At 70.6% G+C, this 22,721-nt stretch carries 20 protein-coding genes and 2 pseudogenes; 11 read left to right on the top strand and 11 right to left on the bottom strand.

Annotation, left to right across the window (positions count from 1 at the left end):
- Positions 1 to 497: 497 nt before the first annotated feature.
- Positions 498 to 809, top strand: a pseudogene (locus tag ACFQVC_RS07730) (BON domain-containing protein); the annotation flags it as partial.
- Between the two features lie 10 nt (positions 810 to 819).
- Positions 820 to 1,218, top strand: a pseudogene (locus ACFQVC_RS07725) (flavodoxin domain-containing protein); the annotation flags it as partial.
- Positions 1,219 to 1,347: 129 nt separating this feature from the next.
- Here ACFQVC_RS07725 and ACFQVC_RS07720 read toward each other — a convergent pair.
- From ACFQVC_RS07720 to ACFQVC_RS07710, 3 genes are all read right to left on the bottom strand, one after another.
- The gene (locus tag ACFQVC_RS07720) at positions 1,348 to 2,787 is read right to left on the bottom strand and encodes a TerD family protein (RefSeq protein ID WP_381827956.1); all 1,440 of its coding nucleotides are present in this window, start codon (positions 2,785 to 2,787) and stop codon (positions 1,348 to 1,350) included.
- A 149-nt stretch (positions 2,788 to 2,936) separates the two neighbouring features.
- Positions 2,937 to 3,737 carry an ABC transporter ATP-binding protein gene (locus ACFQVC_RS07715; protein WP_381827954.1) on the bottom strand — a complete coding sequence of 267 codons (801 nt, stop codon included), beginning with the start codon at positions 3,735 to 3,737 and terminating at the stop codon, positions 2,937 to 2,939.
- A 1-nt stretch (position 3,738) separates the two neighbouring features.
- A complete protein-coding gene (locus ACFQVC_RS07710; RefSeq protein WP_381827952.1) occupies positions 3,739 to 5,181 on the bottom strand; it encodes an ABC transporter permease in 1,443 nt (480 codons plus the stop codon).
- Between the two features lie 179 nt (positions 5,182 to 5,360).
- Between ACFQVC_RS07710 and ACFQVC_RS07705 the strand changes: the two genes are divergently transcribed.
- The 7 genes from ACFQVC_RS07705 (at position 5,361) to ACFQVC_RS07675 (ending at position 15,448) form a co-directional block, all read left to right on the top strand.
- Positions 5,361 to 6,023 carry a response regulator transcription factor gene (locus ACFQVC_RS07705; RefSeq protein ID WP_381827949.1) on the top strand — a complete coding sequence of 221 codons (663 nt, stop codon included), beginning with the start codon at positions 5,361 to 5,363 and terminating at the stop codon, positions 6,021 to 6,023.
- Positions 6,020 to 7,294, top strand: a complete 1,275-nt coding sequence (locus tag ACFQVC_RS07700; protein ID WP_381827947.1) for a sensor histidine kinase — start codon at positions 6,020 to 6,022, stop codon at positions 7,292 to 7,294. Before ACFQVC_RS07705 ends, ACFQVC_RS07700 begins: the two co-directional genes overlap by 4 nt.
- A gap of 239 nt (positions 7,295 to 7,533) precedes the next feature.
- Positions 7,534 to 9,603 (top strand): MMPL family transporter, encoded by a 2,070-nt coding sequence (locus tag ACFQVC_RS07695; RefSeq protein ID WP_381828323.1) that lies wholly within the window; start codon positions 7,534 to 7,536, stop codon positions 9,601 to 9,603.
- Positions 9,604 to 9,652: 49 nt separating this feature from the next.
- Positions 9,653 to 10,924 (top strand): histidine kinase, encoded by a 1,272-nt coding sequence (locus tag ACFQVC_RS07690; protein ID WP_381828321.1) that lies wholly within the window; start codon positions 9,653 to 9,655, stop codon positions 10,922 to 10,924.
- On the top strand, positions 10,921 to 11,592 hold the full coding sequence (locus ACFQVC_RS07685; protein WP_381827944.1) for a response regulator: 672 nt from the start codon (positions 10,921 to 10,923) through the stop codon (positions 11,590 to 11,592). Before ACFQVC_RS07690 ends, ACFQVC_RS07685 begins: the two co-directional genes overlap by 4 nt.
- A gap of 416 nt (positions 11,593 to 12,008) precedes the next feature.
- Positions 12,009 to 14,792: a PQQ-dependent sugar dehydrogenase gene (locus ACFQVC_RS07680; protein WP_381828318.1), complete on the top strand. Its 2,784-nt coding sequence runs from the start codon at positions 12,009 to 12,011 to the stop codon at positions 14,790 to 14,792.
- 116 nt (positions 14,793 to 14,908) lie between these two features.
- Positions 14,909 to 15,448: a GNAT family N-acetyltransferase gene (locus ACFQVC_RS07675; RefSeq protein ID WP_381827942.1), complete on the top strand. Its 540-nt coding sequence runs from the start codon at positions 14,909 to 14,911 to the stop codon at positions 15,446 to 15,448.
- 30 nt (positions 15,449 to 15,478) lie between these two features.
- On the opposite strand, the gene ACFQVC_RS07670 is transcribed toward ACFQVC_RS07675, so the two are convergent.
- The 6 genes from ACFQVC_RS07670 to ACFQVC_RS07645 form a co-directional block, all read right to left on the bottom strand.
- Positions 15,479 to 15,907: a response regulator transcription factor gene (locus ACFQVC_RS07670; protein ID WP_381827940.1), complete on the bottom strand. Its 429-nt coding sequence runs from the start codon at positions 15,905 to 15,907 to the stop codon at positions 15,479 to 15,481.
- A gap of 492 nt (positions 15,908 to 16,399) precedes the next feature.
- On the bottom strand, positions 16,400 to 16,762 hold the full coding sequence (locus ACFQVC_RS07665; protein WP_381827939.1) for a lycopene cyclase family protein: 363 nt from the start codon (positions 16,760 to 16,762) through the stop codon (positions 16,400 to 16,402).
- On the bottom strand, positions 16,755 to 17,297 hold the full coding sequence (locus tag ACFQVC_RS07660) for a hypothetical protein (protein ID WP_381827937.1): 543 nt from the start codon (positions 17,295 to 17,297) through the stop codon (positions 16,755 to 16,757). Before ACFQVC_RS07660 ends, ACFQVC_RS07665 begins: the two co-directional genes overlap by 8 nt.
- Complete coding sequence (locus ACFQVC_RS07655; RefSeq protein WP_381827935.1) at positions 17,219 to 17,653, bottom strand: hypothetical protein; 435 nt, start codon at positions 17,651 to 17,653, stop codon at positions 17,219 to 17,221. The genes ACFQVC_RS07660 and ACFQVC_RS07655 overlap by 79 nt, the downstream gene beginning before the upstream one ends.
- A gap of 161 nt (positions 17,654 to 17,814) precedes the next feature.
- Positions 17,815 to 18,477, bottom strand: coding sequence for a response regulator transcription factor (locus ACFQVC_RS07650; protein WP_381827933.1), 663 nt, complete (start codon positions 18,475 to 18,477; stop codon positions 17,815 to 17,817).
- Entirely contained in the window at positions 18,462 to 19,721 is a 1,260-nt protein-coding gene (locus tag ACFQVC_RS07645) for a sensor histidine kinase (protein WP_381827931.1), read from the bottom strand. The genes ACFQVC_RS07650 and ACFQVC_RS07645 overlap by 16 nt, the downstream gene beginning before the upstream one ends.
- 170 nt (positions 19,722 to 19,891) lie before the next feature.
- Between ACFQVC_RS07645 and ACFQVC_RS07640 the strand changes: the two genes are divergently transcribed.
- Positions 19,892 to 20,332 (top strand): hypothetical protein, encoded by a 441-nt coding sequence (locus ACFQVC_RS07640; protein ID WP_381827929.1) that lies wholly within the window; start codon positions 19,892 to 19,894, stop codon positions 20,330 to 20,332.
- 22 nt (positions 20,333 to 20,354) lie between these two features.
- Here ACFQVC_RS07640 and ACFQVC_RS07635 read toward each other — a convergent pair whose 3' ends face one another.
- Positions 20,355 to 20,927 carry a GNAT family N-acetyltransferase gene (locus tag ACFQVC_RS07635; protein ID WP_381827927.1) on the bottom strand — a complete coding sequence of 191 codons (573 nt, stop codon included), beginning with the start codon at positions 20,925 to 20,927 and terminating at the stop codon, positions 20,355 to 20,357.
- 153 nt (positions 20,928 to 21,080) lie between these two features.
- Here ACFQVC_RS07635 and ACFQVC_RS07630 point away from each other — a divergent pair, with 153 nt between their 5' ends.
- Positions 21,081 to 21,500 (top strand): TOBE domain-containing protein, encoded by a 420-nt coding sequence (locus ACFQVC_RS07630; protein ID WP_381827925.1) that lies wholly within the window; start codon positions 21,081 to 21,083, stop codon positions 21,498 to 21,500.
- 61 nt (positions 21,501 to 21,561) lie between these two features.
- On the opposite strand, the gene ACFQVC_RS07625 is transcribed toward ACFQVC_RS07630, so the two are convergent.
- Entirely contained in the window at positions 21,562 to 22,695 is a 1,134-nt protein-coding gene (locus ACFQVC_RS07625) for an FAD-dependent oxidoreductase (protein WP_381827923.1), read from the bottom strand.
- Positions 22,696 to 22,721: the final 26 nt, after the last annotated feature.

Below are 22,721 nucleotides of genomic sequence, written 5' to 3'. Positions count from 1 at the left end.
CGGAGTACGGGGAACTGGCAGACCCACCTGGACCATTCCTCCTGCCGCCCGGGCAGAGCCCCGGCCCGATCGTCATATCGCGACCGAGGTGGCCGGCAGGGCTCTAGCGTCTTGATATGACGCGCGTCAATGGCTCAGCGGGATGATCAGCCATGGCCCGCATGGTGACTTCACCCCAGGACGGGTCCTGACGCCAGCACCGGCACCGGCACCCGGACACGGACCAGCGCACCAATGTCGGAAATACCTGTTTCAGAGGACAGTTCGTGATCTGGACGGTCAGCGCACATGACGGATCGTTCATCTCATTTGGGCGGCGCATCCTGGGGTGTGCTCTCTCGCCGTGGGAGGGCCACGACGGCACGGGGACGAACAGGCCCCTGCCCCATGCGAGGTCGCCATGGCACGCGGTGCACCCAATCGCCGGCTCGCGGCCCTGCTCGCCGAAGCGGACTGGACCCGTGGCGAGCTGGCCATCACCGTCAACGCGCTCGGCCCGCAGGGATCTGCTGCAGGTCTTCCTGCGCCCGGACGCGGAGGTCCGCCAGGAGGTCATCGACGAGGTCCTGGCCCGCACACTGTGGCTGGCGCCCAACCTCATCGGTGTGCAGGTCGCGGACGGTGTGGTGACACTGTCCGGGAAGCTGGAGCGGCGCAGCGAGATCCCGGTGGCCGTCCGTATGACCCACCAGGTGGACGGGGTGGTCGCGGTCATCGACAAACTCACCTACCGCTACGACGACTCCCATCTGCGGCCCACCGACCCGGCGCTGCACGGGGTGGCCGACGACTGGCTGCGGAAGCTGTGAGGTGGCGGCGATGACGCTCAGGATCCTGGTCGCGTACGGCTCCAGGTACGGCTCCACCGCCGAACTCGCGCAGGCCGTCGGTGCGGCGCTCCGGAAGTCCGGCCTGGAGGTGGAGGTGGCCCCGGCACGCCAGATCCTCGACCTCACCTCCTACGACGCGGTGGTGATCGGCGGCGCGCTGTACGCGGGCCGCTGGCACCGCGACGCCCGGCGCTTCGCCCGCAGGCACGGGCGCGCGCTGTCCCGCCGTCCGGTGTGGCTGTTCAGCAGCGGCCCGCTCGACACGACCGCGTCCGACCGGGACATACCTCCCGCCCCGGGAGTACGCCGGCTCGCTCACCGCCTCGGGGCCCGCGGCCATGTCACCTTCGGCGGCTGCCTCGACGAGCGCGCCCGCGGCCGCATGGCCCGCATGATCGTCAATTCCGGCAAGGGCGGCGACTTCCGCGACTTCCCCGCGGTCGACGCCTGGGCCGAGGACCTGGCCCGCACCCTGGCCGCGGATCCCCCCCCATACACAGTGGACGTAGTGGATGCGCTAGACGTTGACCCCGTGGTCCCAGGCGATGCCCCGCAGGCCCGTGGTGAAGCCCTGGCCGATGGCACGGAACGACCAGGCGTCGTCGTGGCGGTAGATCTCGCTGAAGAGCACGGCGTGTTCGGTGGAGGCTTCCTGGAGGAATTCGTAGCGTGCCGTCTCCCGGTTGCCCCACGGGTCGATGAGACGTGCGCACAGATGGGTGAGGCCGGCGAAGGTCAGCTGTCGGCTTTCGGCGTCGTAGATCGAGGCTGCGAAGACGACTCTCATGGTCTGGGCCGGCAGAGCAGACAGGTTGATCTTGATTCTTTCGACGCCGAGGACGTCTCCCACAGTGAGGTGTTCGACCGAACCGTCCGTGCTCCTGGGGTTGTTGAAGAACACGAAGTGCCCGTCGGACAGCACCCTGCCGTCGGCGCCCACCAGCAGTGCGCTGGTGTCGACATCGAGACCCGGCCCGTCCGGGTCCCGCAGACCCCAGTTCAGCTCGACCATCGCCACCGTCAGAGGCGGTGCCCCGTGGGTCAGCGGGACCTCGCCGCCCCTGTGGAGCAGCGCGCTCGCGCCCGGAGACGGTGTGCGGGTGCCGGCCGGCGCGATCAGGGTCGTGGCGTCCTCCGCGCCAGGGCCCGGGGCAGGAGTGAGCATCGCCAACGCCTTCGCGGCGGTGGGGCGTTGACCGGGGTCCCGTTCCAGCAGACCGGTGATCAGCGGGGTCAGGCGGCCCGCGCGGCACGGTGGGCGCGGCGGTTCGGTGAGCGCGGCGGTCGGGTTGCCCCTGGGAAACGGGAGCACCCCTTCGACGGCCTCGTAAAGAGTCACCCCGAGGGAGAACAGATCCGCCCGGCCGTCCGCGCCCGCTCCCTGCAGGCGCTCGGGCGCCATGTAGGCGGGCGATCCGACGACCATGGCGTCGGCCGTCAGCCTCGTGTCCGTGTGGCCCACGGCGATACCGAAGTCCGCGAGCAGCACTTCCCCCTCCAACGTGCCGAGTACGTTGGCCGGTTTGACGTCCCGGTGCGTCACGCCCGCCCGGTGGGCCGCGTCGAGGGCGCGCAGCAGAGCCTCGGCGACCCGGCCGGCCCGCTCCACCGTCAGCGGACCCTGTTCCCTCAGCTCGTCCGCGAGCGAGCGGCCGTCCACCAACTGCATGACGATCCAGGGGACTTCCTCCACCTCGATGACGTCGTAGACGGTGACGATGTGGGGATGGTCCCGTAACCGCGCCGCGTGGCGGGCCTCCCGGGCGGCACGCGCAAGCAGCATGGCCCGTTCCCCTTGCGGCACCTGGCTGTTGAGCAGCACCCGCTTGACCGCCACGTCCACTCCGAGGAGCCGGTCGTATGCCTTCCAGACCTGGCCGAAGCCACCGGCTCCCAGCGGACGGCTCAGCGCGTACCGTCCACCGATCACCGTTCCAGGACCTACGCCGTCCACCATCGCCCCGCCCTCCCGCGATCCAACATGCCGCGTACCCATTTGAGGGCGTACGCATCGTGGCTTGAACTGGAGACGCGGACTTCCCCCGGTCGGGTTCCGGCGGACAGGGAAGCCTGCCCCGGCCGGGGAGCAGGCCACCCCAGTGCGTCTCAGAGTGTCATCAGCTTGCCCCGCTTCAGCCGGACGATCTCGTCGGACGCGTCCGCCACCTCCCGTGAATGGGTCACCAGGATCACGCACTTGCCGTCGTCGTGCGCCAGCTTCCGGAACACCTCGATGATCCCGTCAGCGGTGTCCTGGTCGAGGCTGCCGGTGGGCTCGTCGGCGAAGAGGATGTCGACCTCGCAGGCCAGCGCCCGGGCGATGGCGACGCGCTGCTGCTGGCCGCCGGAGAGCTCCAGGGTCTTGCGGTGCTGGTCCTCGTCCTCCACGCCGAGCAGGCCCAGGAGTTCGACGGCGCGGCGCTTCTTGTTGCGGCCCTTCACTCCGGTGATCTCCATCGCGGAGGTGATGTTCTGGACGGCCGTCATATACGTGAGCAGGTTCAACGACTGGAAGACCGTGGCCACATGGCGGTTGCGGTACCGGCCGAGGCCGATCTCCGCGACGTCCTCGCCCCGGAAGCGGACGGTGCCTCTGGTGGGTGAGTCGAGTCCGCTGGCCAGGGAGAGGAGGGTGGTCTTGCCGCTGCCCGAGGGGCCGATGACGGAGTACATCCGGCCCTGCTCGAAGGAGTAGTTGACGTCCTTGAGGGCGGTGCGGCGGCCGTTGCCCGACTGGTAGGCGCGGCTCACGCCGGTGAGCCGGAGGATCGGGGCGGCCGTACCGGCGGATGCGGTGCCGTCGGCCGAGGTGTTCGTCCCGGTCGCGCTGGACGCGTCGGTCGCACCGGACGTGTCGGTCGCGTGGGGCGTGTTGGTCGTACGGGACGCGTCGGTCGGGGAGGCCATGTCAGTCGCCCTTCGTGAGGATGTCGCGCGGGTTGAGGCGGAGGATCCGGGTACCGGGGACGACCGTGGCCAGGGCCGCGATACCGAGCCCTGTGACGCCGACCTTGGCGATGTCGCCCGCGCCGAGCTTGATGTCGATGGAATCGATGGGGTCGGTCTTCGGGGTGTCCTGCTTGTTGGCGCCGCCGGTGGGGTCGGAGGGGTCACGCCCGCCCGCCTGGTCGGCGGCCGAGCTCTCGGCCGATGAGACCTCGCTGGAGAGCAGCCGGTCGCCGATGGCCTGGGCGAGCATCTGGCTGCCCGCGGCGGCGAAGCCGATCGCCAGGACGGCGCAGGCGACCACCTCCACCAGGTGCTGGCCGAGCAGCTTGGGCTTCTTCTCGCCGAGGGAGAGCAGAATGCCCATCTCCTTGCGGCGTTCGCGCATATTGGAGGCGATGATCAGGGCGAGGATGACGGTGCCCGCGGCCGCGACCAGCCAGACCGTGAGGGAGGCGAAGTCCGCGGTCTTGTTGATGGGGCCGACCAGGGTCTTGTACTGCTTGTCGTTGACGCTCAGCGGGAAGATCTTGAGGTTCGCCCCGGCCGCCTTCGCGTCCTGCTTCAGCCGGTCGAGGTCCTTGGGGCTGTGCAAGGTGAAGGTGGCCGAGCGCAGGGTCGCCCCGTCACCGCTCGGGTCCTTGCCGAGCAGGCGGGTGCCGCCGTTGGGCGTGACGTAGATCTGGTTGGCGGGGTCCGCCATCGCCGGTACGTACGAGCCGGTGTCGCGGGTGTTGTTCTTGTAGATGCCGCCGACGGTGAACTCGACCATCTTCTTGCTCATACCGCCCGCGACGGGGTCTATCTGGCCGACCCTGAGCTTGACCTTGTCACCCACCTCGAGACGGTTCTTCTTGGCCACCCGCTCCTCGATGACGAGCATGTCGTCCTTGCTGTCCTGCGTGATCCCGGAACCCGAGATGATCTTCGAGTCGCCGTTGCGGAAGTCGGGAACCGAGTCGAGGTCACGGACGCCCTCCCCCTTGAAGAGGTCCGTGCCGAGGGTGTCCTGGCCGGCCGGCGGCGGTACCGGCTGGTGCAGCTTGAAGCCGTCGCTGGGGGCTGCGCCGGTCTCCACGGTGTAGTTGCACTGCGCCACGGCGGACGACTTGCAGATCTTGTCGACCAGGTTGCTGTGCAGATCACCGCCGGGGCCGATGGTGCCGCCCTGGCTGCCTTCGGGCTTGCTCGCCTGACCCGAGGCGATCAGCGCGTCCACGTCCAGCTGCATGGTGGCCACCACACCCACGCTGTTCTTGGCCGACTCGGCGGCACGGGCCGCCGCCGACTGGATCAGGAACCCGGACAGGACCAGGGTGCAGATGACGAAGAACAGGCCGACGAGCATCACTGTTTTGCCGAGATGGGCCCGCAGCCGCCACCAGGCTCGCTTGAACAGATTCATGAGCGTCACGCTATGGAGGCGGCGTTTTGAGTGGTGTTTGCGAGTTCGCGCCGTGCCAGGAGTCTCATACACGGATCAAAGACGACCTTTGATAAGACGGACCCGGTAAAGACCCGCAAGGAGCGGCGGCACGCCGGAAACGCCTCCGCTGAATTAATGAAAAGCAAAGGTTTTCGCGCGTGCGCGTATTGGTGGTCGAGGACGAGCAGTACATGGCGCGGGTCCTGGAGATCGGACTGCGCCGTGAGGCCATCGCGGCCGACGTGGTGCACGACGGCGCGACGGCCCTGGAGCGGGTCACCGTCTACGACTACGACGCGGTGATCCTGGACCGCGACCTGCCCGGCGTGCACGGCGACGAGGTCTGCCGCCGGATCGTCGCGATGGACATCGGCTGCCGCATCCTCATGCTGACCGCCGCAGGGCGCCTCGGCGACAAGGTCGAGGGCCTGGGCCTGGGCGCCGACGACTATCTCGCCAAGCCCTTCGACTTCCCCGAGCTCGTCGCCCGGCTGCGGGCCCTGTACCGCCGCAGTCCCATGGCCCACTCCCCCGTCCTCACCTTCGCCGACGTGCGCCTCGACACCCACCGCCGCCGGGTCACCCGCGCGGATACCGAGATCCGCCTCACCCCCAAGGAACTCGCCGTCCTGGAGCTCCTGATGCGCGCCGAGGGCGGCGTGCTGAGCGCCGAGTACCTCCTGGACAAGGCCTGGGACGCCCACACCGACCCCTTCACCAACGCGGTTCGCCTGGTGGTGCACACCCTGCGCAAGAAGCTCGGCGAGCCCCGCCTCGTGCAGACGGCGATCAGCGCGGGCTACTACCTGGGCACGGAGTGAAGCGGCCCGGCACCGGCTCACCGCGACGCCGGACGCTGAGTATCCACGGCCGTCTCTTCCTCGGGTTCGGTGCCGCGCTCGGCGTGTGCGCCGCCCTGATGGTCGCGATCATCTACGTCGGGATGCGCTTCCTGCCGACGTACGACTTCGCCGACACCGTGGTCCTGCCGGACGGCTCCCACCAGCCCGGTCAGATGGTGTCCCCCGCTCCGACCCCGGAGCCGGAGCCCGCCCCGACCCCGACCGCCGGGCCGCTGCCCTCGGGCACTCAGGGCCCGGAGTATCTGCCGGGCCGGCAGGTCGAGCACCCGGGCAGCATCTCCAGCAAGGAGGACGTCTGGAACACGGTGCTGCTGGTGTCCATCGGCGGTGTGCTCCTGGTGATGACCGTCGGCCTCGGCGCCGGCTGGCTGCTTTCCAAGCGGCTGCTCGCACCCCTGCACAGCATCAGTGAGGCCGCGGCGAAAGCGGCGGACGGCAACCTCAAGGAACGCATCGGCGCCGAGGGCCCCGAGGACGAACTCAAGCAACTGGCCGACACCTTCGACACGATGCTGGCGCGCCTGGAGGAGTCCTTCGCCGCGCACCAGCGGTTCGCCGCCAACGCCTCGCACGAGCTGCTCACCCCGCTGGCCACCACCCGGGCCGTCCTCCAGGTCGCCGCCGACGATCCCACCGGCGAGGAGTTCGCCGAGCTCGCCCCGATGCTGCGGGAGACCAACGAGCGCAACATCAGCGTCGTACGGGCCCTGCTCGACCTGGCGGGCGCGGATCACGCCCCGGTCGACCCCGACCCCGTGGACCTCGCGGACCTCGCCGAACGGGCCGCCGCCGAGCGCGCCGACTTGGCCGCGGCACACGGGGTCCGCCTGCGCGCGGACACCGGGCTCGACTGCGAGATCCCCGGAAACGCCACCCTGCTGCGGCAGTTGGTCCTCAACCTCCTCGACAACGCCCTCACCCACAACGTCCCCGAGGCGGGCTCCATCCGCCTCGCCGTCTTCCGTACCCGTGACGACCGCGACGACAAGGGCGAGGTGGTGGTCCTGGAGGTGGAGAACACCGGCCCCCATGTGGACGAGACCGTGGTGGACCGCCTCTTCGAGCCCTTCTACCGCGCCCAGTCACGGGTCGGCAGCGACCGCTCGGGCCATGGCCTCGGCCTGGCGATCGTCCGCTCGATCACCGCGGCCCACCACGGCACGGTCACGGCCCGCGCGAACCCGCAGGGCGGGCTCACGGTCAGGGCCGAGTTCCCGGCACCCCTGTGACGAGGACGACGGCACCGCTACTCCCGTGGGAGTAATCCCGCGCCCGGGTCACCCCGCGGAGTACGCCGTAACTCAGCAGTGCGCGCGACGTATCGGCCTGCCGTCGCCGGGAGTGTGGTGCGTGTCAGTCACCCGCCCTGGAGGGGAGCGCCGTTGTGTGGGCCGAGGCCGGAAACGAAGCGGGCAAGAGTGAGGAAGCAGGCAGGAGAAAAGGGAGCGGTGCGGGGCGGCGGCGCGTGGTGCCCTGGGCGGTGCTGGTGCTCTGGGTGGCCGTGCTCGCCCTTGCCGCCATGCCGTTCGCGGGCAAGCTCGGGGACGTACAGCAGGACCGTGCCGTGGACTATCTGCCGGACGGCGCGGACTCCACGCAGGTCGCCAGGATCCAGGACTCGCTGCCGGGCGGCGAGGCCACCGAGGTGGTGCTCGTCTACCAGCGCGCCGCCGGTCTGACCGGCGCCGACCGCGCGGCGGCACAGCGGCAGGTGACCGAGATCGCCTCGGCACACGAGCTCACCGGCGGTGCCCCGAAGGGCGTCGCGTCGAAGGACGGTACGACTCTGATGGTCCCGGTGGCGAGCAACGAGCCGGGCACCGACGAGGAGGCCAAGTCCGCCTTCGTCGAGGACATCCGCGAGAAGGCCGGCGGCGGTGACGGGCTGAGCGTCGAGGTCGGCGGGCCGGGCGCGCTCCAGGCGGACATGGGCGAGGTCTTCGAGTCCATCGACGGCACCTTGATGATCGCGACCGCCCTGGTCGTCACGGTGCTGCTGATCCTCACCTACCGCAGCCCGTTCCTGTGGCTGATCCCGCTGATCGGTGTCGCGGCGGCCGCGCTGTCCTCAAGGGCCTTGGTCTACGGGCTCGTTCAGGGTTTCGACCTGACCGTCACCAGCCAGGGCGCCGGCATCATGACGGTCCTCGTCTTCGGCGCGGGCACGGATTACGCCTTGCTCATCGTCGCCCGCTACCGCGAGGAACTGCGCCGCATAGAGCGGCCGTACGACGCGATGCGTGCCGCGTTGCGCGGCTGCGGCCCTGCTGTGCTCGCCTCGTCGGGCACGGTCGCGGCCGGACTGCTGTGTCTGCTCGCCGCCGATCTCAACAGCAGCAGCGGCCTCGGTCCCGTGGGCGCCGTGGGGGTCGTGTGCGCGCTCGCCGCGATGATGACGCTGCTGCCCGCCGTGCTCGTGCTGCTCGGCCGCCGGGTGTTCTGGCCGCTGATTCCCGCGTACGGCAGCCAGCCCAAGGCGCGGCGTTCACTGTTCGCCGTGATGGGCAGCTCGGCGGGGCGGCGGCCGGTCGCCATCCTGGTCAGCGGTGGCGTGCTGCTCGGCGCCCTCGCGCTCGGCGCCTTCAACCTGCCGGGCAATCTCTCGCAGGAGGACTCGTTCACCAGCAAGCCCGAGTCGGTGGCCGCCATGGAGACCCTCGCGGAGGCCTACCCGGAACGCAGCAGCCAGCCCATCACCGTCCTGGCCCCCACCGGCCGGGCCGACGAGGCGCTGGCGACGGCCCGGTCCACCGAGGGTGTCGTGGGCGCCGAGCCCGGCCGCAACGGCGACGGCTGGACCGAGATCGCGGTCTTCGCCAACGACGCCCCGGAGACGGCAGGCGAACGGTCCACCATCGAGCGGCTCCGCGCCGAACTCGACGACAACGGAGCGTACGTCGGCGGTCCCAGCGCCCAGCAGATCGACCTGGAGGACACCAACGCCCGTGACCGTGCGATCGTCATCCCCCTCGTGCTCGCCGCGATCCTGCTCATCCTCGTCGCCCTGCTGCGCAGCCTGGTCGCACCGCTGCTCCTGGTCGTCGCGGTCGTCGCCGTGTGGGGTGCGGTGACGGGGCTCGGCGGGCTGCTCTTCGAGCCGGTCTTCGGCTTCGCGGGCGTCGACCCGTCGATGGCGCTCCTGTCCTTCGTCTTCCTGGTGGCACTCGGCGTGGACTACGGCATCTTCCTGATGCACCGCATGCGCGAGGAGGCCCTGTCCGGCGCCGAACCCCGTACGGCGGCGCTCACCGCCCTGCGCACCACAGGCGGCGTCATCGCCTCCGCGGGCATCGTGCTCGCGGCGACCTTCATGGTGCTGATGACCCTGCCGCTGGTGATGCTCCGCGAGCTGGGCTTCCTGATCGCCGTCGGGGTCCTGCTCGACACCTTCCTGGTCCGCACCTACTTGGTCACCTCGGCCGCCATGCTGCTGCGCCGCAAGGTCTGGTGGCCGGGGCCGCTGTCGCGCGCGCCGCGACCGGACGGGGAGCCGCACCGGGAACCCCGTGTCCCCGAACCGGCGGGCCGGGGAAAATAGCGCCGTGAACCCGTCAGCTCCCGGCCGCCCGCGCTTCGCCGACCGCGTCATGGCCGCGGTGAGCCGTGACCCGGTCACCGCGGCGAACGCCCTGCGCAACGACGCCTTCATCGCCGCCGGTGCGACACTGCTCGCCGTCGCGTTGGCGCTGTCCACACAGGACGGGCGGCGCCCCGACGCGGTCGGCTGGGTGCTGCTCGTGGGCAGTGCGGTGCCGCTCGTGTGGCGCCGCCGGCATCCGGTCCTGGTGCTGCTCGCCGTGGTGGCCTTCATCTCTCCGTACCACGGCAATGACTTCAACCACCTTGCCCCGCAGCCCAGTTCGATGATCGCCCTGTACACCGTGGCCACCATCTGCCGCCCGCTGCACACTCTGGTGACCGGCGGCGCCGTCATCGCCTTGTCCGTCTCCGTCATGAGCATCGTCGGCGCCCACCAGGGCCTGCAGACGCTGCGTACCTCCGGCTGGATCGTGGCCGTGCTCTTCCTGGGCGTGGACGTCCGTGTCTACCGCCGCTACATCGCCTCGGTCGTGGAGCGCGCCGAGCGGGCCGAGCGCTCCCGCGAGGAGGAGGCGGCCCGCCGGGTGGCCGAGGAGCGGCTGCGGATCGCCCGCGATCTGCACGATCTCCTGGCGCACTCCATCACGCTCATCGGAGTGCAGACGTCGGTGGCCTCGCATGTGCTGAGCGTCGACCCGGACCGGCTCGACCGGGCCGCGATCTCCAAGTCCCTGGACGAGATCGCCGAGACCTGCCGTACGGCGCGCGGTGAGCTGCGCACCACCTTGGAGGTCCTCAGGGCCGGGGAGCAGGACTCGGCCCGCGGCCCGCTGCCCGGCCTCGACGGGCTGCCCGAACTGGCCGCCGCGGCCCGGGCGTCGGGCGCGAAGGTCGACCTGTCGGTGGCTGCGGGCCCCGCGGCGCTCGCGCCCGCCGTGGGCGCCGCGGTCTACCGCATCGTCCAGGAAGCCCTGACCAACGCGGTCCGGCACGCGGGCCCCGACGTCGCGGTCAGCGTGGAGATACGGGAGCGGGCCGGGGCCCTGGAGGCGTTGGTACGCAACGACGGCCGCACTGTCGAAGCCACGCCAGAAGACCCGTCCACACCGCCCGGTTACGGTCTGATCGGTATGCGGGAACGGGCCCGCAGTGTCGGCGGCACCCTGGACGCCGGGCCGCTGCCCGAAGGAGGTTTCACCGTCACCGCCGTACTGCCGACGCCGCCCCCGCAGCCCTCCGCTCAAGCCTCCCCGCAGCCCTCCGCTCAAGCCTCCCCGCAGCCCTCCGCTCAAGCCTCCCCGCAGGAAGGGAACCGTTGACCACGATCCGCGTCCTCCTCGCCGACGACCAGACCCTCGTCCGCGCCTCCTTCGCCATGCTCGTGGAGTCGGCCGCCGACCTTGAGGTCGTGGGCCAGGCGGGGACCGGGCGCGAGGCGTTGGAGCTGGCGCGCAGCGCGCGTGCGGATCTCATCGTCATGGACATCCGGATGCCCGACCTGGACGGCATCGAGGCCACCCGCCTCATCGCCCAGGACGAGGACCTGGCGGGGGTCAAGGTCCTCGTCCTCACCACGTACGACACCGACGAGCATGTCCTCGAAGCGCTGCGGGCCGGCGCCTCCGGCTTCCTGGTCAAGGACACCCGGCCCGCCGAACTCCTGGACGCCATCCGGACGGTGGCGGCCGGTGAGGCCCTGCTCTCCCCCGGGCCCACCGCCCGGCTCATCGCCCGAGTGCTGCGCACGCCCGTCCACGAAACGCCCGCGACGGGCGGCCCCGACGGGCTGTCCACCCGGGAGCGCCAGGTGCTCTGCCTCGTCGCCCGCGGCCTGAGCAACGCGGAGATCGCCGACGTCCTCGAGCTGAGCCCGCTCACCGCGAAGACCCATGTCAGCCGCATCATGGGCAAGCTGAGCGCACGCGACCGGGCTCAACTGGTCATCGCCGCCTACGAGTCGGGCCTGGTCACGCCTGGCACCACGTGAGCGGGGCCCGGCACCGGCTCCGCCTGCGGCCGGCCCTTTCGCAGATCCATTAGGCCCCGAAGTCGCGAAAAGACGCTTTCCTCCGCAGCTCACATCAGAAATCCCGCCATGACCCCCGCCTCAACATCTTTGTCCCTATCGAGGAAGAAGGCGCGAAAGCAGCAGCGAAAGGGGTTACGTGAACGGACGAAGCCCGCTAACTTCCGTGACCTGAAACGGCGTTGGTCGGTGCGCGGCCGAGGAACTGAGGCTGCGCACTCCGTGTCCGAAGGCGCGATGTCACGCGTCTTCGCCTTCCTCGCACTCGCTCGCTCCGGCATGCCCCGTTCCGGCCGTCGGCTGCCCCCGCCCCATGGGAGTCACCCATGCGCGAAACCCGTCACAGATACAGATCCCGATCCAGCCGCCTGGCCGGGATGGCCCTGGCCGTCGTGCTCGGGGCGCCCGTCGTGGCGCCGACCGCCTCGGCGGCCGAGCCCGCACGCTCCGCCGCGGAGTTCCAGCAGATCACTCTGGCCAAGGGGGTCGCGGAAACGGGCGAGCCGATGAGCATGGCGGTGCTCCCCGACCGTTCCGTCCTGCACACCTCACGAGACGGCACACTCCGCCTCACGGATGCCGCCGGAACCACCAAGGTCGCCGGCACGCTGCCCGTATACAGCCACGACGAAGAAGGCCTCCAAGGCATAGGCGTCGACCCGGACTTCACCAGCACCCGGGCGATCTACCTCTACTACGCCCCCAGACTCTCCACCCCCGGCACGGACGCCCCGGCCAATGGCTCCGCCGCCGACTTCGCCCCCTTCGACGGTGTCAACCGCCTCTCCCGCTTCGTCCTGAAGCCCGACGGCACCCTGGACACGACCAGCGAGAAGAAGGTCCTGGACGTACCGGCCTCGCGCGGTCTGTGCTGCCACGTCGGCGGCGACATCGACTTCGACAAGGACGGCAACCTCTACCTGTCGACCGGGGACGACACCAATCCCTTCGCCTCCGACGGCTACACGCCGATCGACGAGCGCGCCAACCGCAACCCCGGCTACGACGCCCAGCGTTCGGCGGCCAACACCAACGACCTGCGCGGCAAGATTCTGCGGCTCAAGGTGAAGGCCGACGGTTCCTACACCGTCCCCGCGGGCAACCTGTTCGCTCCCGGCACCGCCAAGACCCGGCCCGAGATCTACGCGATGGGCTTCCGCAACCCGTTCAGGATGAGCGTCGACAAGCCCACCGGGACGGTGTACGTCGGCGACTACGGCCCGGACGCGGGCACGGCGAGCGCCACCCGCGGGCCCGCGGGGCAGGTCGAGTTCAACCGCATCACCAAGGCGGGCAACTACGGCTGGCCGTACTGCACCGGCAAGAACGACGCCTACAACGACTACGACTTCGCCACCAGCACCTCGGGCGCGAAGTTCAACTGCGCCGCGCCCAAGAACACCTCGCCGCGCAACACGGGCCTGACCGACCTGCCGCCCGCGCAGCCGGCCTGGATTCCCTACGACGGCGGCAGCGTGCCGGAGTTCGGCAGCGGCTCCGAGTCCCCGATGGCCGGCCCCGTCTACCGCTACGACGCGAACTCCGCCTCGGCCGTGAAGTTCCCCCAGGGGTACGACGGGGACTTCTTCGCCGGAGAGTTCGGCCGCCGCTGGATCAAGCGGATCGAGCAGGGCGCCGACGGCACCGTGCAGTCCATCAACGCCTTCCCCTGGAGCGGCACGCAGGTGATGGACATGGCCTTCGGCCCGGACGGAGCGCTGTACGTCCTGGACTACGGCACCGGCTACTTCAACGGCGACGAGAACTCGGCCCTGTACCGCATCGAGCACGTCACGGGCGGTCTCTCCCCCGTCGCCCAGGCCAAGGCGGACCGCACATCCGGCAAGGCGCCGCTGACCGTGGCGTTCTCATCGGCGGGCAGTTCGGACCCGGACGGCGATCCGCTCACCTACGCCTGGGCGTTCGGCGACGGCGCCACCTCGACGGCCGCGAACCCCTCGCACACCTACACGGCCAACGGCCAGTACTCCGCCACGCTCACCGTCAAGGACAGCACCGGCAAGACGCACTCCGCCTCCGTGCAGATCACCGTCGGCAACACCGCGCCGACCGTGAAGCTGGAACTGCCCGTCGACGGCCGCATCATCGACCCCGGCACCGCGGTCCCGTACAAGGTCACCGTGACCGACCCGGAGGACGGCACCATCGACTGCTCCAAGGTGAAGATCACCTTCATCGTCGGGCACGACAGCCACGGCCATCCGCAGACGTCCAAGACCGGCTGCTCCGGCACCGTGCAGACCCTCGCGGACGGCGAGCACGACCCGAACGCCAATATCTTCGGCGTGTGGGACGCGGAGTACACCGACAAGGGCGCGAACGGCCAGCCCGCGCTGACCACCCACGACGAGCACATCAGCCAGCCGAGCCACCGCCAGGCCGAGCACTTCGGTGACTCCCAGGGCGTCCAGATCGTCAGTCACGCCCCGGCGCACGGCGGCAAGACGGCCGGCTACATCGAGAACGGCGACTGGATCTCCTTCAAGCCGTACGCCCTCGACAACACCACCCGCTTCACCGCCCGGGTCTCCTCCGCGGGCTCCGGCGGCACCATCGAGGTGCGGGCAGGCTCCCCCGGCGGGACACTCCTGGGCACGGCGACCGTGCCGGTGACCGGCGGCTGGGAAACCTTCACGGACGTCAGCGCCGCCCTCTCCGGCCAGCCAACGGCGCCCACGACGCTCTTCCTCGTCTTCAAGGGCGGCAGCGGTTCCCTCTTCGACGTCGACGACTTCGCCTTCACTACGACGAGTGCGGTGCGCGCGGGTGCGGTGAAGGGCGTGGGCGGCAAGTGCATGGACGTCGCCGGCGCCGACTCCGCCGACGGCACCCAGGTCCAGCTGTACACCTGCAACAACACCGGCGCCCAGCACTGGACCCTGCCCGGCGACGGCACGATGCGCGCCCTCACCAAGTGCCTCGACGCCAAGAACGGCGGCACCACGGACGGCACCCGGGCCCAGCTCTACACCTGCAACGGCACCGGCGCCCAGCAGTGGATACCGCAGTCCGACGGCACGATCCGCAACCCCAACTCCAATGAGTGCCTGGACGCCTCCGGCAGCACCTGGGGCGACGGCACCCCGCTGCACCTGTGGACCTGCCACGCCAGGTCCAACCAGCAGTGGATCCTGCCCTAGCGGCCCGTAACAAGTGAGGTTCTCTGAGGGACGGGCAGGTCCACGCCTGTCCGCCCTCTGCCGCGCTGCAACGGAGGGGGTGGGATCATGGAGTGATGGAGCACCCGCCTGCGATCTTGCCCTGTCCCCGTGCCGAGCTGCGCCGCTGGCAGGTGGACGACATCGACGCAGTCGCGCGGGCGATCAAGGAGTCCCATGACCATCTGGCCGCCTGGTCCACGCTGGCGATGGGTGATCCTCATGAGGTGGCGAGCGAGCTGGTCACCACGGCTGTACGGGAGTGGCAGCGGGGCGAGTCGTACAAGTACGCCATCACCGTGGACGGCTTGGTGGTGGGCGGGGGCGGGCTGATGCGCCGGATCGGCCCCGGCGGCCTTGAGGCCGGCTACTGGCTGCACGGGGACTGGACCGGGAAGGGCCTGGTCACCGAGGCCGTCGGCGCGCTGGTCGCGGCGGGTTCCGCGCTTGACGGCATCGACCGGATCGAGATCCGCCACGACGCGGCCAATGCCGCCAGCGCGGCGGTGCCCCGGCGGCTCGGTTTCACCGAGGTCGGGCGTGGCCCCGCGCCGGAAGGGCAGCGGCCACGGATGCCGGGCGAGTCGGGGACGGTCGTGGTCTGGCGCAAGACTTGTGGGCCGTCGGCGACGGCGTGAGCCCGGACCTGCTCCGCCAACGCGCAACCCTCACCCCGCGCGTCTGCGGCCGTTGACCGCCGTCTTGTCCACGTCCGGGCCGCCAAGCGTTCCGCTGGTGACGAGGCCGAACTTGAGAGCGGCCACCGCTGCCTCGGTGCGGTGGGTCACGCCGAGTTTGCGGAAGACGGACTGGAGATGGGCCCGCACCGTGTGGTCGCTGATACCGAGGCGGGCGGCGATCTGACGGTTGGCGAGTCCGGTGACGAGGAGCCGCAGGACTTCGTACTCCCTCGCGGTGAGCGGGTCTTGCGATGTGTCCGCAGCCGGAGCCACCCGGGCCGCCCGCTCCCCGTCGACGTCGCGCAGCGCGTCCAGCAGGCGCTGGATCGACACCAGTTGGAGGCGGGTGGACGCCAGGAGGTCCTCGAGCGCTCGGGGCAGCGCCTCGGGGTTCTCGGCCAACGATGAACTCGCCATGCGTCCTCCAGTTCTGCCGACGTGATCCTTCCCCATTGACCCAGGCGTCCACTTCATGCTGACGCAGAGCGGGAGCATTCATCCCAAAGGAGAGGCGCACAACGGCGGTCGCCTGCTCCCCGGCATGCGCCGATCCACGCCCCCGCGAACACGGCGCGACCTCTCCCGTGCGCATTCCGGCCCGCCCCCGGCCGACCGGTCCGGGCCCTTTGTGTGACAGACAAAGCGACTATGGCGCGCAGATATATGCGCACATCATTGAAGGGCGCCGGCGCCTCGCCCGATCCGGCGCTTCATGTTTCGTTCTCGAATTTCCACGCGCGGACTCACCGGCCGTCGTCGATATAGGCATCGGCATTGGCATTGGCATTGGCATTGGCATCGGCACCGTCATCGGTCTACCGCGTCGTTCCTCCCCGTCACATTCAGGAGAGAGTCATGTCCGTTCTCCCGCAGTCCTCCGCATGGCAGTGGCATGGCGCCGGAAGGACTTCAGCCCCGCTCCGCCACCGGCATTCCAGGACCTCGAATGAGCCGGCTTCGTACGCCGGGGAAGGCGCGCGGGGAGTTGGCGAAGTAGTGCTGGGTGGTGCCGCCCACGCCGGAGCACGGCAGGGCGAAGGAGTGCTGCGGCAGTTCGCGGACCCAGGCGCCGTGCCGGCGCTCGGCCGGGCCGAACCGCAGGAAGCCGGTGAGGGGGTGGTCGGCGTCGTGCTCGAAGTGGGTCCACTCCGAGCGAGGTGCGGCGTGCCGGGGTCCGGCTTCCAGCAGGAGTACGTCCAGGCCCTGGGCGGCGAGTTCCTCGGCGACGACGGGACCGCCGCCGCCCGCTCCGATCACGATGACATCACGCATCTCCGGCGGCCTCCTCGCGCCCCTGGTAGTAGCCCTTGAAATCGGGGAGCCCGTCCACGCGGCCCTCGTACCCGGTGAGTCGCCAGCCGACGGGCCGGGCCGTCAATTTCTTGGTGGCGGGGTCGTAGACCGCGTACTCCCCCAGCGCGGCGAAGAGCGCGAGGGTGAGCAGCGCCCCGCCCACGAACTTCAGCAGCCCCGAGACCGATCCTGTGAGCGGTTCGGGGAAATGCACGTCGAGCAGGGCCACCAGGTCGGAGTCGGTACGTTCGAGGAGTTCGAAGGCCTTGGCCTTGCGGGCGTACGACAGCCGCGGCAGCGGAGTGAGGAAGGGGCCGACGAGCGAGGCGGGGGCGGCCTGGGTGGCGAGCAGGTTGAGCAGGGCGGCCGCAAAGGCCGACAGCGGGATCTTCTCGTTGCCTTCGAGGAGGGTGCCGAGGGCGTCCTCCAGGGTGGTCAGCGAGCCGGGGCCGGTGTGGTCGTCGGGCAGCGGGATGCCGAGGCCGGCGCCGCCCGTCGCGAAGGCCATGGCCACCGGGCGCGCCAACTCCTGGCAAACGGCAGGTAGTTGTCGAGAGTGTCGAGGAGGTTCTCGGCGGCCTCGGCCGCGACACCGCCGGGACGGGTGCGGGGTGTTCCCTGGACCACGGAGTACCGATCGGAGCCGGGCAGCACGAACGCGGCGAGACCGCGGAGGGTGTCAAGGGCCAGATGCCGCAGCGCGGTGCCCAGGAGATCGGCCCGGGCGGCGGGCCGCGCCTGCGCCTCGGTGGCGCGCAGGCCCGGAAGGTCGAGGAGCCCACCGGCGACAGCCGCGCCGACCAGACCGGTGCGGGCGAGGAAGACACGGCGGGGCAACGGGATGGCCGGGTGCGGAAGTTCGGAGGACATACGGGGCCTCCACGACCGTCATGGACCTGACAGTAAGGTCAGGAGAGACGGTAGAGAATGGGCGACCACGGCTCAACCAGAAGCCACATCTCCGACCCGTGCAAGGACTGTTTCAGCTGGAAATCGCCGCCGCCGCGCGCCGCCACCCGAGGCCGGGTCAGCTAAGGCTTGTTCAGGTGAGGCTTGTTCAGGTAGGCGAGCACGGCGCGCACACGGCGGTTGCTGTCTTCGTCGTTGGTGATGGCGAGTTTCCCGAACAGCGAGGTCGTGTATTTGCTGACGGCGCCCTCGCTGAGAAAGAGGCGGCGACCGATGGCCTGGTTGGACAGTCCCTCCGCCATGAGGCCGAGGACGGAGTACTCGCGTTCGGTGAGCTGCTCGAGTCCTCGGCTCGGAGTGCTGCTGGACAGCAGCTTCGCGATCACGGCCGGGTCCATGGCGGTCCCGCCGCCCGCGACGCGCTCCAGGGCGCCGATGAACTGCTCGGCGTTGAACACGCTCTCCTTGAGGAGGTAGCCGACGCCGCCGGAGCCGTCGGCCAGGAGCTCACGGGCGTACAGCTGCTCGACGTGCTGGGACAGGATCAGGACGGGCAACCCGGGCATCTCAGCGCGGGCGGCGAGCGCCGCGCGCAGTCCCTCGTCCGACTGGTCCGGCGGCATCCGGACATCGATGACGGCCACATCCGGCCGCCAGGTCCGCAGCGCCTGCAGCGTCTCGGGGCCGGTGGCCGCCGTCGCCACCACCTCATGGCCGCACGCCTCGATCAGGCGGACCATTCCGTCACGCAGGAGGTACAGGTCTTCGGCTACAACGATTCGCATGGCACCGTAATCCTCACACGGGTCGGTCCGCCCGGCGGACTGGTGATCTCCAGAGTGCCGTCGAAGACCGCGAGGCGGCGGCGCAGGCCCGCGAGTCCGCCACCGGCCCGGACGTCGGCCCCGCCCCGGCCGTCGTCGTCAACCTCGGCGATGACACCGTTCTCATCCCGTCCGAGGGAGATGTACGCCCGGGACGCCTGAGCGTGCCTGACCGCGTTGGTCAGCAGTTCGGCGACGGCGAAGTAGACGGCCGACTCGATCGGCGGGTCCAGGCGCAGCGAGGTGCCGGCGCTCACCGTCACGTCGAGGGGGGCGTCCAGGGCGAGAGCGCGAACGGCGTCGATGAGCCCCCGCTCGTTGAGTACCGGCGGGCTGATCCCCTGGATGAGCCCGCGGAGTTCGGCCAGCGAGGCGGTGGCACCGGCCTGCGCGTCCCGCATCAGTGCCCGCGCCTGGTCGGGGTCGCTCTCCATCAGGATCTCCGCGGTCGCGAGGGACAGGCCGAGCGCGACGAGACGGGCCTGCGCTCCGTCGTGCAAATCCCGCTCGATCCGGCGGATTTCGGCGGCCTGCGCGACCGTCGCATCCGCGCGCTGCGCGGTCAGGTCGTCCACCCGGTCCGCCAGCTCCATCGCGAGCGACGGCCGCAGGAAGCGGACGGCCACCGGCTCGACCGGCCGCCAGGCGTACGGCGATGTGGCGACGGCCACCACCACGCCGAGGGCCCCGACGAGGCGCGCGGCGGGCCCCGGCTGTGCGAACCCGAGGACCGCCACGGCCACCCCGGCCGGCGGAAGGGCCGCGGCCAGTCCCGCGGTGAACGGCACGATCCCCGTGAAGCGCAGATCCCGCCAGGTGGCAGGGTCGCTCCACCAGATGCGCCGCTTCTGATCCAGCAGGGCGTCGCGACGGCTGCGCTCGTAGGTGAAGCCGTTCCACCAGAACCCGGTGGACATCCGCGTCACCGGCCCGGCCCGGCGGTATCCGGCGGAGATCACGGTGCCGGTCCACCGCGCGACGAGGTGGCGGACGATCCGGCAGACCGGGCGGCACAGGGCGAACGTGCCCACGCACACCAGCACCAGCGGCCCCACCCATGACCACGGGTTCCCAGCCCCCCACCAGATCCCCCACGCGACGGCCGCGGCCCACACGACGGGGACCAGCATGCTGACGGCCGCCACGACACACGCCCGCACGAACCCCACGCCGGCGCGCGCCGTCCACGATCCCAGCTGTCTCATGACGCTTTCCTTCACTCCCGCTCCGCTCCCGTCCGATCGTCCGGTGCTCCCACTGTGCACCTCGCGGAGCCCGCTGCGGCCCAGGTCAGCCCTGGAGTGGGGCTGGCCCCACCCACCCGTGGGCCCAGACCGATACCGCCTCCGCCGAGCGCTTCGTAGCGTCGCTGAGCATGGAAACCAACACGCACACCACGCCCGGCGCGGCACTCCTCAGCACCCCCCGTACGCAGGCCGCCTTCGACACGGCGAAGGCTGCCGTCAAGGTCTACGGCGCACTGGGCGCGATCGCCCTCCTGGCAGTCATCGTGCTGTGGGGCAGCGGTCATTCGGTGAATACGTTCATGTGGGTCCGGGCCGTCCTGCTGCCTGTGGTCGCCGTCCTGCTCCTCCGGATGACCGTCTCCGCCTCCCGGGGATCCCGGCGGGCCTTCGAGCGCGTGAGCACCCTCGCGGTCGTCATGCCGGTCGCGATCATCGGCGTCGACCTGATCCCGGGCGTCTGCCCGCCGTGGTACGCCGTGCTGCAGACCGTCTGCATGCTCCCCGTCATCCGCCTCGCCTTCCTCACCCGCGGCCACGCGCTGCGCGCGGCGTTCCCCAAGGGGCGCTGACCGGGCCGCGAGGCCTGCCGCGTCAGCGCAGGTCGAGCCGCATCAGGACACGCGGATGTCCGGCCAGGACCGAGGTGGTGTCGGCGGCGTGGGTGAACCCGGCGCGCTCGAAGTTCTTCCGGATCCCGGCGTAGGCCATGGTGAGGTCGACCTTGGCGTCGCCGTTGTCGAGGGGGTACGCCTCGATCGCCGGGGCGCCGTGTCCGCGGGCGAACGCGACCGCGCCGGCGATGAGGGCATGCGAGATGCCCTGCTTGCGGTGACCGGGGCGTACCCGGATGCACCACAGTGACCAGACCGGCAGATCGTCGATATGCGGGATCTTCCGGTTGCGCGCGAAGGAGGTGGCCGAGCGCGGCGCCACGGCGGCCCAGCCGACCGGTTCGTCACCGTCGTAGGCGAGCACTCCCGGAGCGGGGTCGGCTCGGCACAGCCCGGCGACGTACTCGCCGCGGGCCGGTCCGCGCAGTTCGTTGTTGAGCTTGGACGGGATCCGGTAGCTCAGGCACCAGCAGACGTTGGCCCCGGGGGACTTCGGGCCGATGAGCGTACGGACATCCTCGAAGGCCGATGCCGGGCGCACCTCGATGGTCATGCCGCCACGATGCCACGGCGCACGCGCCGACACCGCCCGGTCCCGGGTGACCGCCATATCCACCCCTTGCCCCGGTCTGCGCCCTAACCTCCGAACTGTCCGCAGCGATGCTCGCACGCGAGCATCCGAAAAGAACGAGCAGCAAGGGCAGCCATGAGCCTCAGCGTCCGCAATCAGCTTCCCGCCACCGTCACCGCCGTCAACGTCGGACAGGCCATGGCAACCGTGAAGGCTCGCCTGGCCGGTGGACAGGACATCACCGCAGCGATCACCGCGGACGCCGTGCGTGACCTCGGCATCACCGAAGGGACCGAGGTCCGCGTACTGGTGAAGTCCACCGAGGTGTCGCTGGCCACGGCCGCGGTCGACGGCATCAGCATCCGCAACCAGCTCGCGGGCACCGTCACCTCCCTGGCCAAGGGCCCCGCCATGGCCACGGTGAAGGTCGGTGTCGAGGGCGGACAGCTGACCGCCGCCATCACCCGCGAGTCCGCCGAGGACCTCCAACTCGCCGAGGGCGCCCGTGTCGTGGCCCTGATCAAGTCCACCGAGGTCGCTCTCGCGCTCGCCTGAACCTGTCTGCACGGCTATCCGCTATCCGCCCAAGAGGACCCAGGGGCGTCGGGTGCGGCGGTCAGGACGACTGGACCTGGTCGAAGAGGGCGAGGGCTTCGGCCGGGTCCGGGCTCACGAGGCGTTCAAGACCGGCCGTCGTGAACGTCGCCCACCTGCCGGCCCGTTGCCACATCCGTTCCTCGAAGGCGCGGACGGCATCGTCCAGATCTCCGGGGCCTCCGGGGCCGGCGGCTATGGACTCGGCGAGCTCGGCGCCTTCCAGCAGCGCGAGGTTCGCCCCCGCCCCCAACGGCGGCATCAGATGGGCGGCGTCGCCAAGGAGCGTCACCCCGGGGACATGCGTCCAGGCGTGGGACTCGGGCAGGACGTAGAGGGGCCGATGGACGAAACCGGTGCCGCGGCGCAGGAGTTCGAGGACGGGATCGGCCCAGCCGCCGAACAGCGCCAGCAGACTCGACCGCACGGCCTCGGCGTCGGCCAGGTCCAGATTCAGGTTCGTGTGCCAGTCCAGCGGCGCGCGGAACTGGGCGTACACCTTGACGTGGCCGCCGCGGTTGCGCTGGGCGACGAGAGCCCGGTTCACGCCGTACACAGCCAGGGAACCGTCACCGACCAGCCGGGCGAGGCCGGGGTGGCGGGTGTCCACGTCGTCCAGGGACGTCTCGACGAAGGTGACGCCGGTGTAGTGCGGCGTCACCGGCGAGACGGCCGGGCGGACCCGGGACCAGGCTCCGTCCGCCCCGACCACGAGATCGAACGTCTCCTGTCGCCCGTCCGCGAAATGGACCAGTACGCCATCCCGCGTTCCCGGCACGACCTGCGTCACCCCCTGCCCCCAGCGCACATCGAGAGAGCCGAGCAGCAGGTCACGGAGCTGCCCGCGGTCGATCTCGGGATTGGCCCGGTCCTGCGGACGCGGCCGCCAGTCGCGCAGGACGGTCCCGTCCACGTCGAGGATGCGCATGGCCTGCCCCTCGGGACGGGACAGCGCCTGGAACTCCGCGAGCAGCCCCGCCTTGTCCAGCGCACGCTGGCCCAGGCCTTCGTGCAGGTCAAGGGTGCCGCCCGGCGGGCGGGCGTCGGGGGCGGCATCGCGTTCGAGGACGGTGACCGGGTAGTCGTGGCGGTGCAGGACACGGGCGAAGGCAAGGCCGGCGGGGCCGCAGCCGACCACGGCGATACGTTGTCTCATGTCGATACACCGTATCGCATCGGATA

The sequence above is a fragment of the Streptomyces monticola genome (assembly GCF_042665355.1).
GTDB classification, from domain to species: Bacteria; Actinomycetota; Actinomycetes; order Streptomycetales; family Streptomycetaceae; genus Streptomyces; species Streptomyces monticola.
The sequence above is the reverse complement of the archived record's forward strand: the minus strand, read 5'-3'. Positions and strand labels throughout refer to the sequence as shown.

Coding starts and splice junctions, on each gene's coding strand:
- ACFQVC_RS07720 (WP_381827956.1), bottom strand. CDS start 2,787: ATGGTGGACGGCGTAGGTCCTGGAACGGTGATCGGTGGACGGTACGCG.
- ACFQVC_RS07715 (WP_381827954.1), bottom strand. CDS start 3,737: ATGGCCTCCCCGACCGACGCGTCCCGTACGACCAACACGCCCCACGCG.
- ACFQVC_RS07710 (WP_381827952.1), bottom strand. CDS start 5,181: ATGAATCTGTTCAAGCGAGCCTGGTGGCGGCTGCGGGCCCATCTCGGC.
- ACFQVC_RS07690 (WP_381828321.1), top strand. CDS start 9,653: ATGGCCGCGGTGAGCCGTGACCCGGTCACCGCGGCGAACGCCCTGCGC.
- ACFQVC_RS07680 (WP_381828318.1), top strand. CDS start 12,009: ATGGCCCTGGCCGTCGTGCTCGGGGCGCCCGTCGTGGCGCCGACCGCC.
- ACFQVC_RS07670 (WP_381827940.1), bottom strand. CDS start 15,907: ATGGCGAGTTCATCGTTGGCCGAGAACCCCGAGGCGCTGCCCCGAGCG.
- ACFQVC_RS07665 (WP_381827939.1), bottom strand. CDS start 16,762: ATGCGTGATGTCATCGTGATCGGAGCGGGCGGCGGCGGTCCCGTCGTC.
- ACFQVC_RS07655 (WP_381827935.1), bottom strand. CDS start 17,653: ATGTCCTCCGAACTTCCGCACCCGGCCATCCCGTTGCCCCGCCGTGTC.
- ACFQVC_RS07650 (WP_381827933.1), bottom strand. CDS start 18,477: ATGCGAATCGTTGTAGCCGAAGACCTGTACCTCCTGCGTGACGGAATG.
- ACFQVC_RS07645 (WP_381827931.1), bottom strand. CDS start 19,721: ATGAGACAGCTGGGATCGTGGACGGCGCGCGCCGGCGTGGGGTTCGTG.
- ACFQVC_RS07640 (WP_381827929.1), top strand. CDS start 19,892: ATGGAAACCAACACGCACACCACGCCCGGCGCGGCACTCCTCAGCACC.
- ACFQVC_RS07635 (WP_381827927.1), bottom strand. CDS start 20,927: ATGACCATCGAGGTGCGCCCGGCATCGGCCTTCGAGGATGTCCGTACG.
- ACFQVC_RS07630 (WP_381827925.1), top strand. CDS start 21,081: ATGAGCCTCAGCGTCCGCAATCAGCTTCCCGCCACCGTCACCGCCGTC.
- ACFQVC_RS07625 (WP_381827923.1), bottom strand. CDS start 22,695: ATGAGACAACGTATCGCCGTGGTCGGCTGCGGCCCCGCCGGCCTTGCC.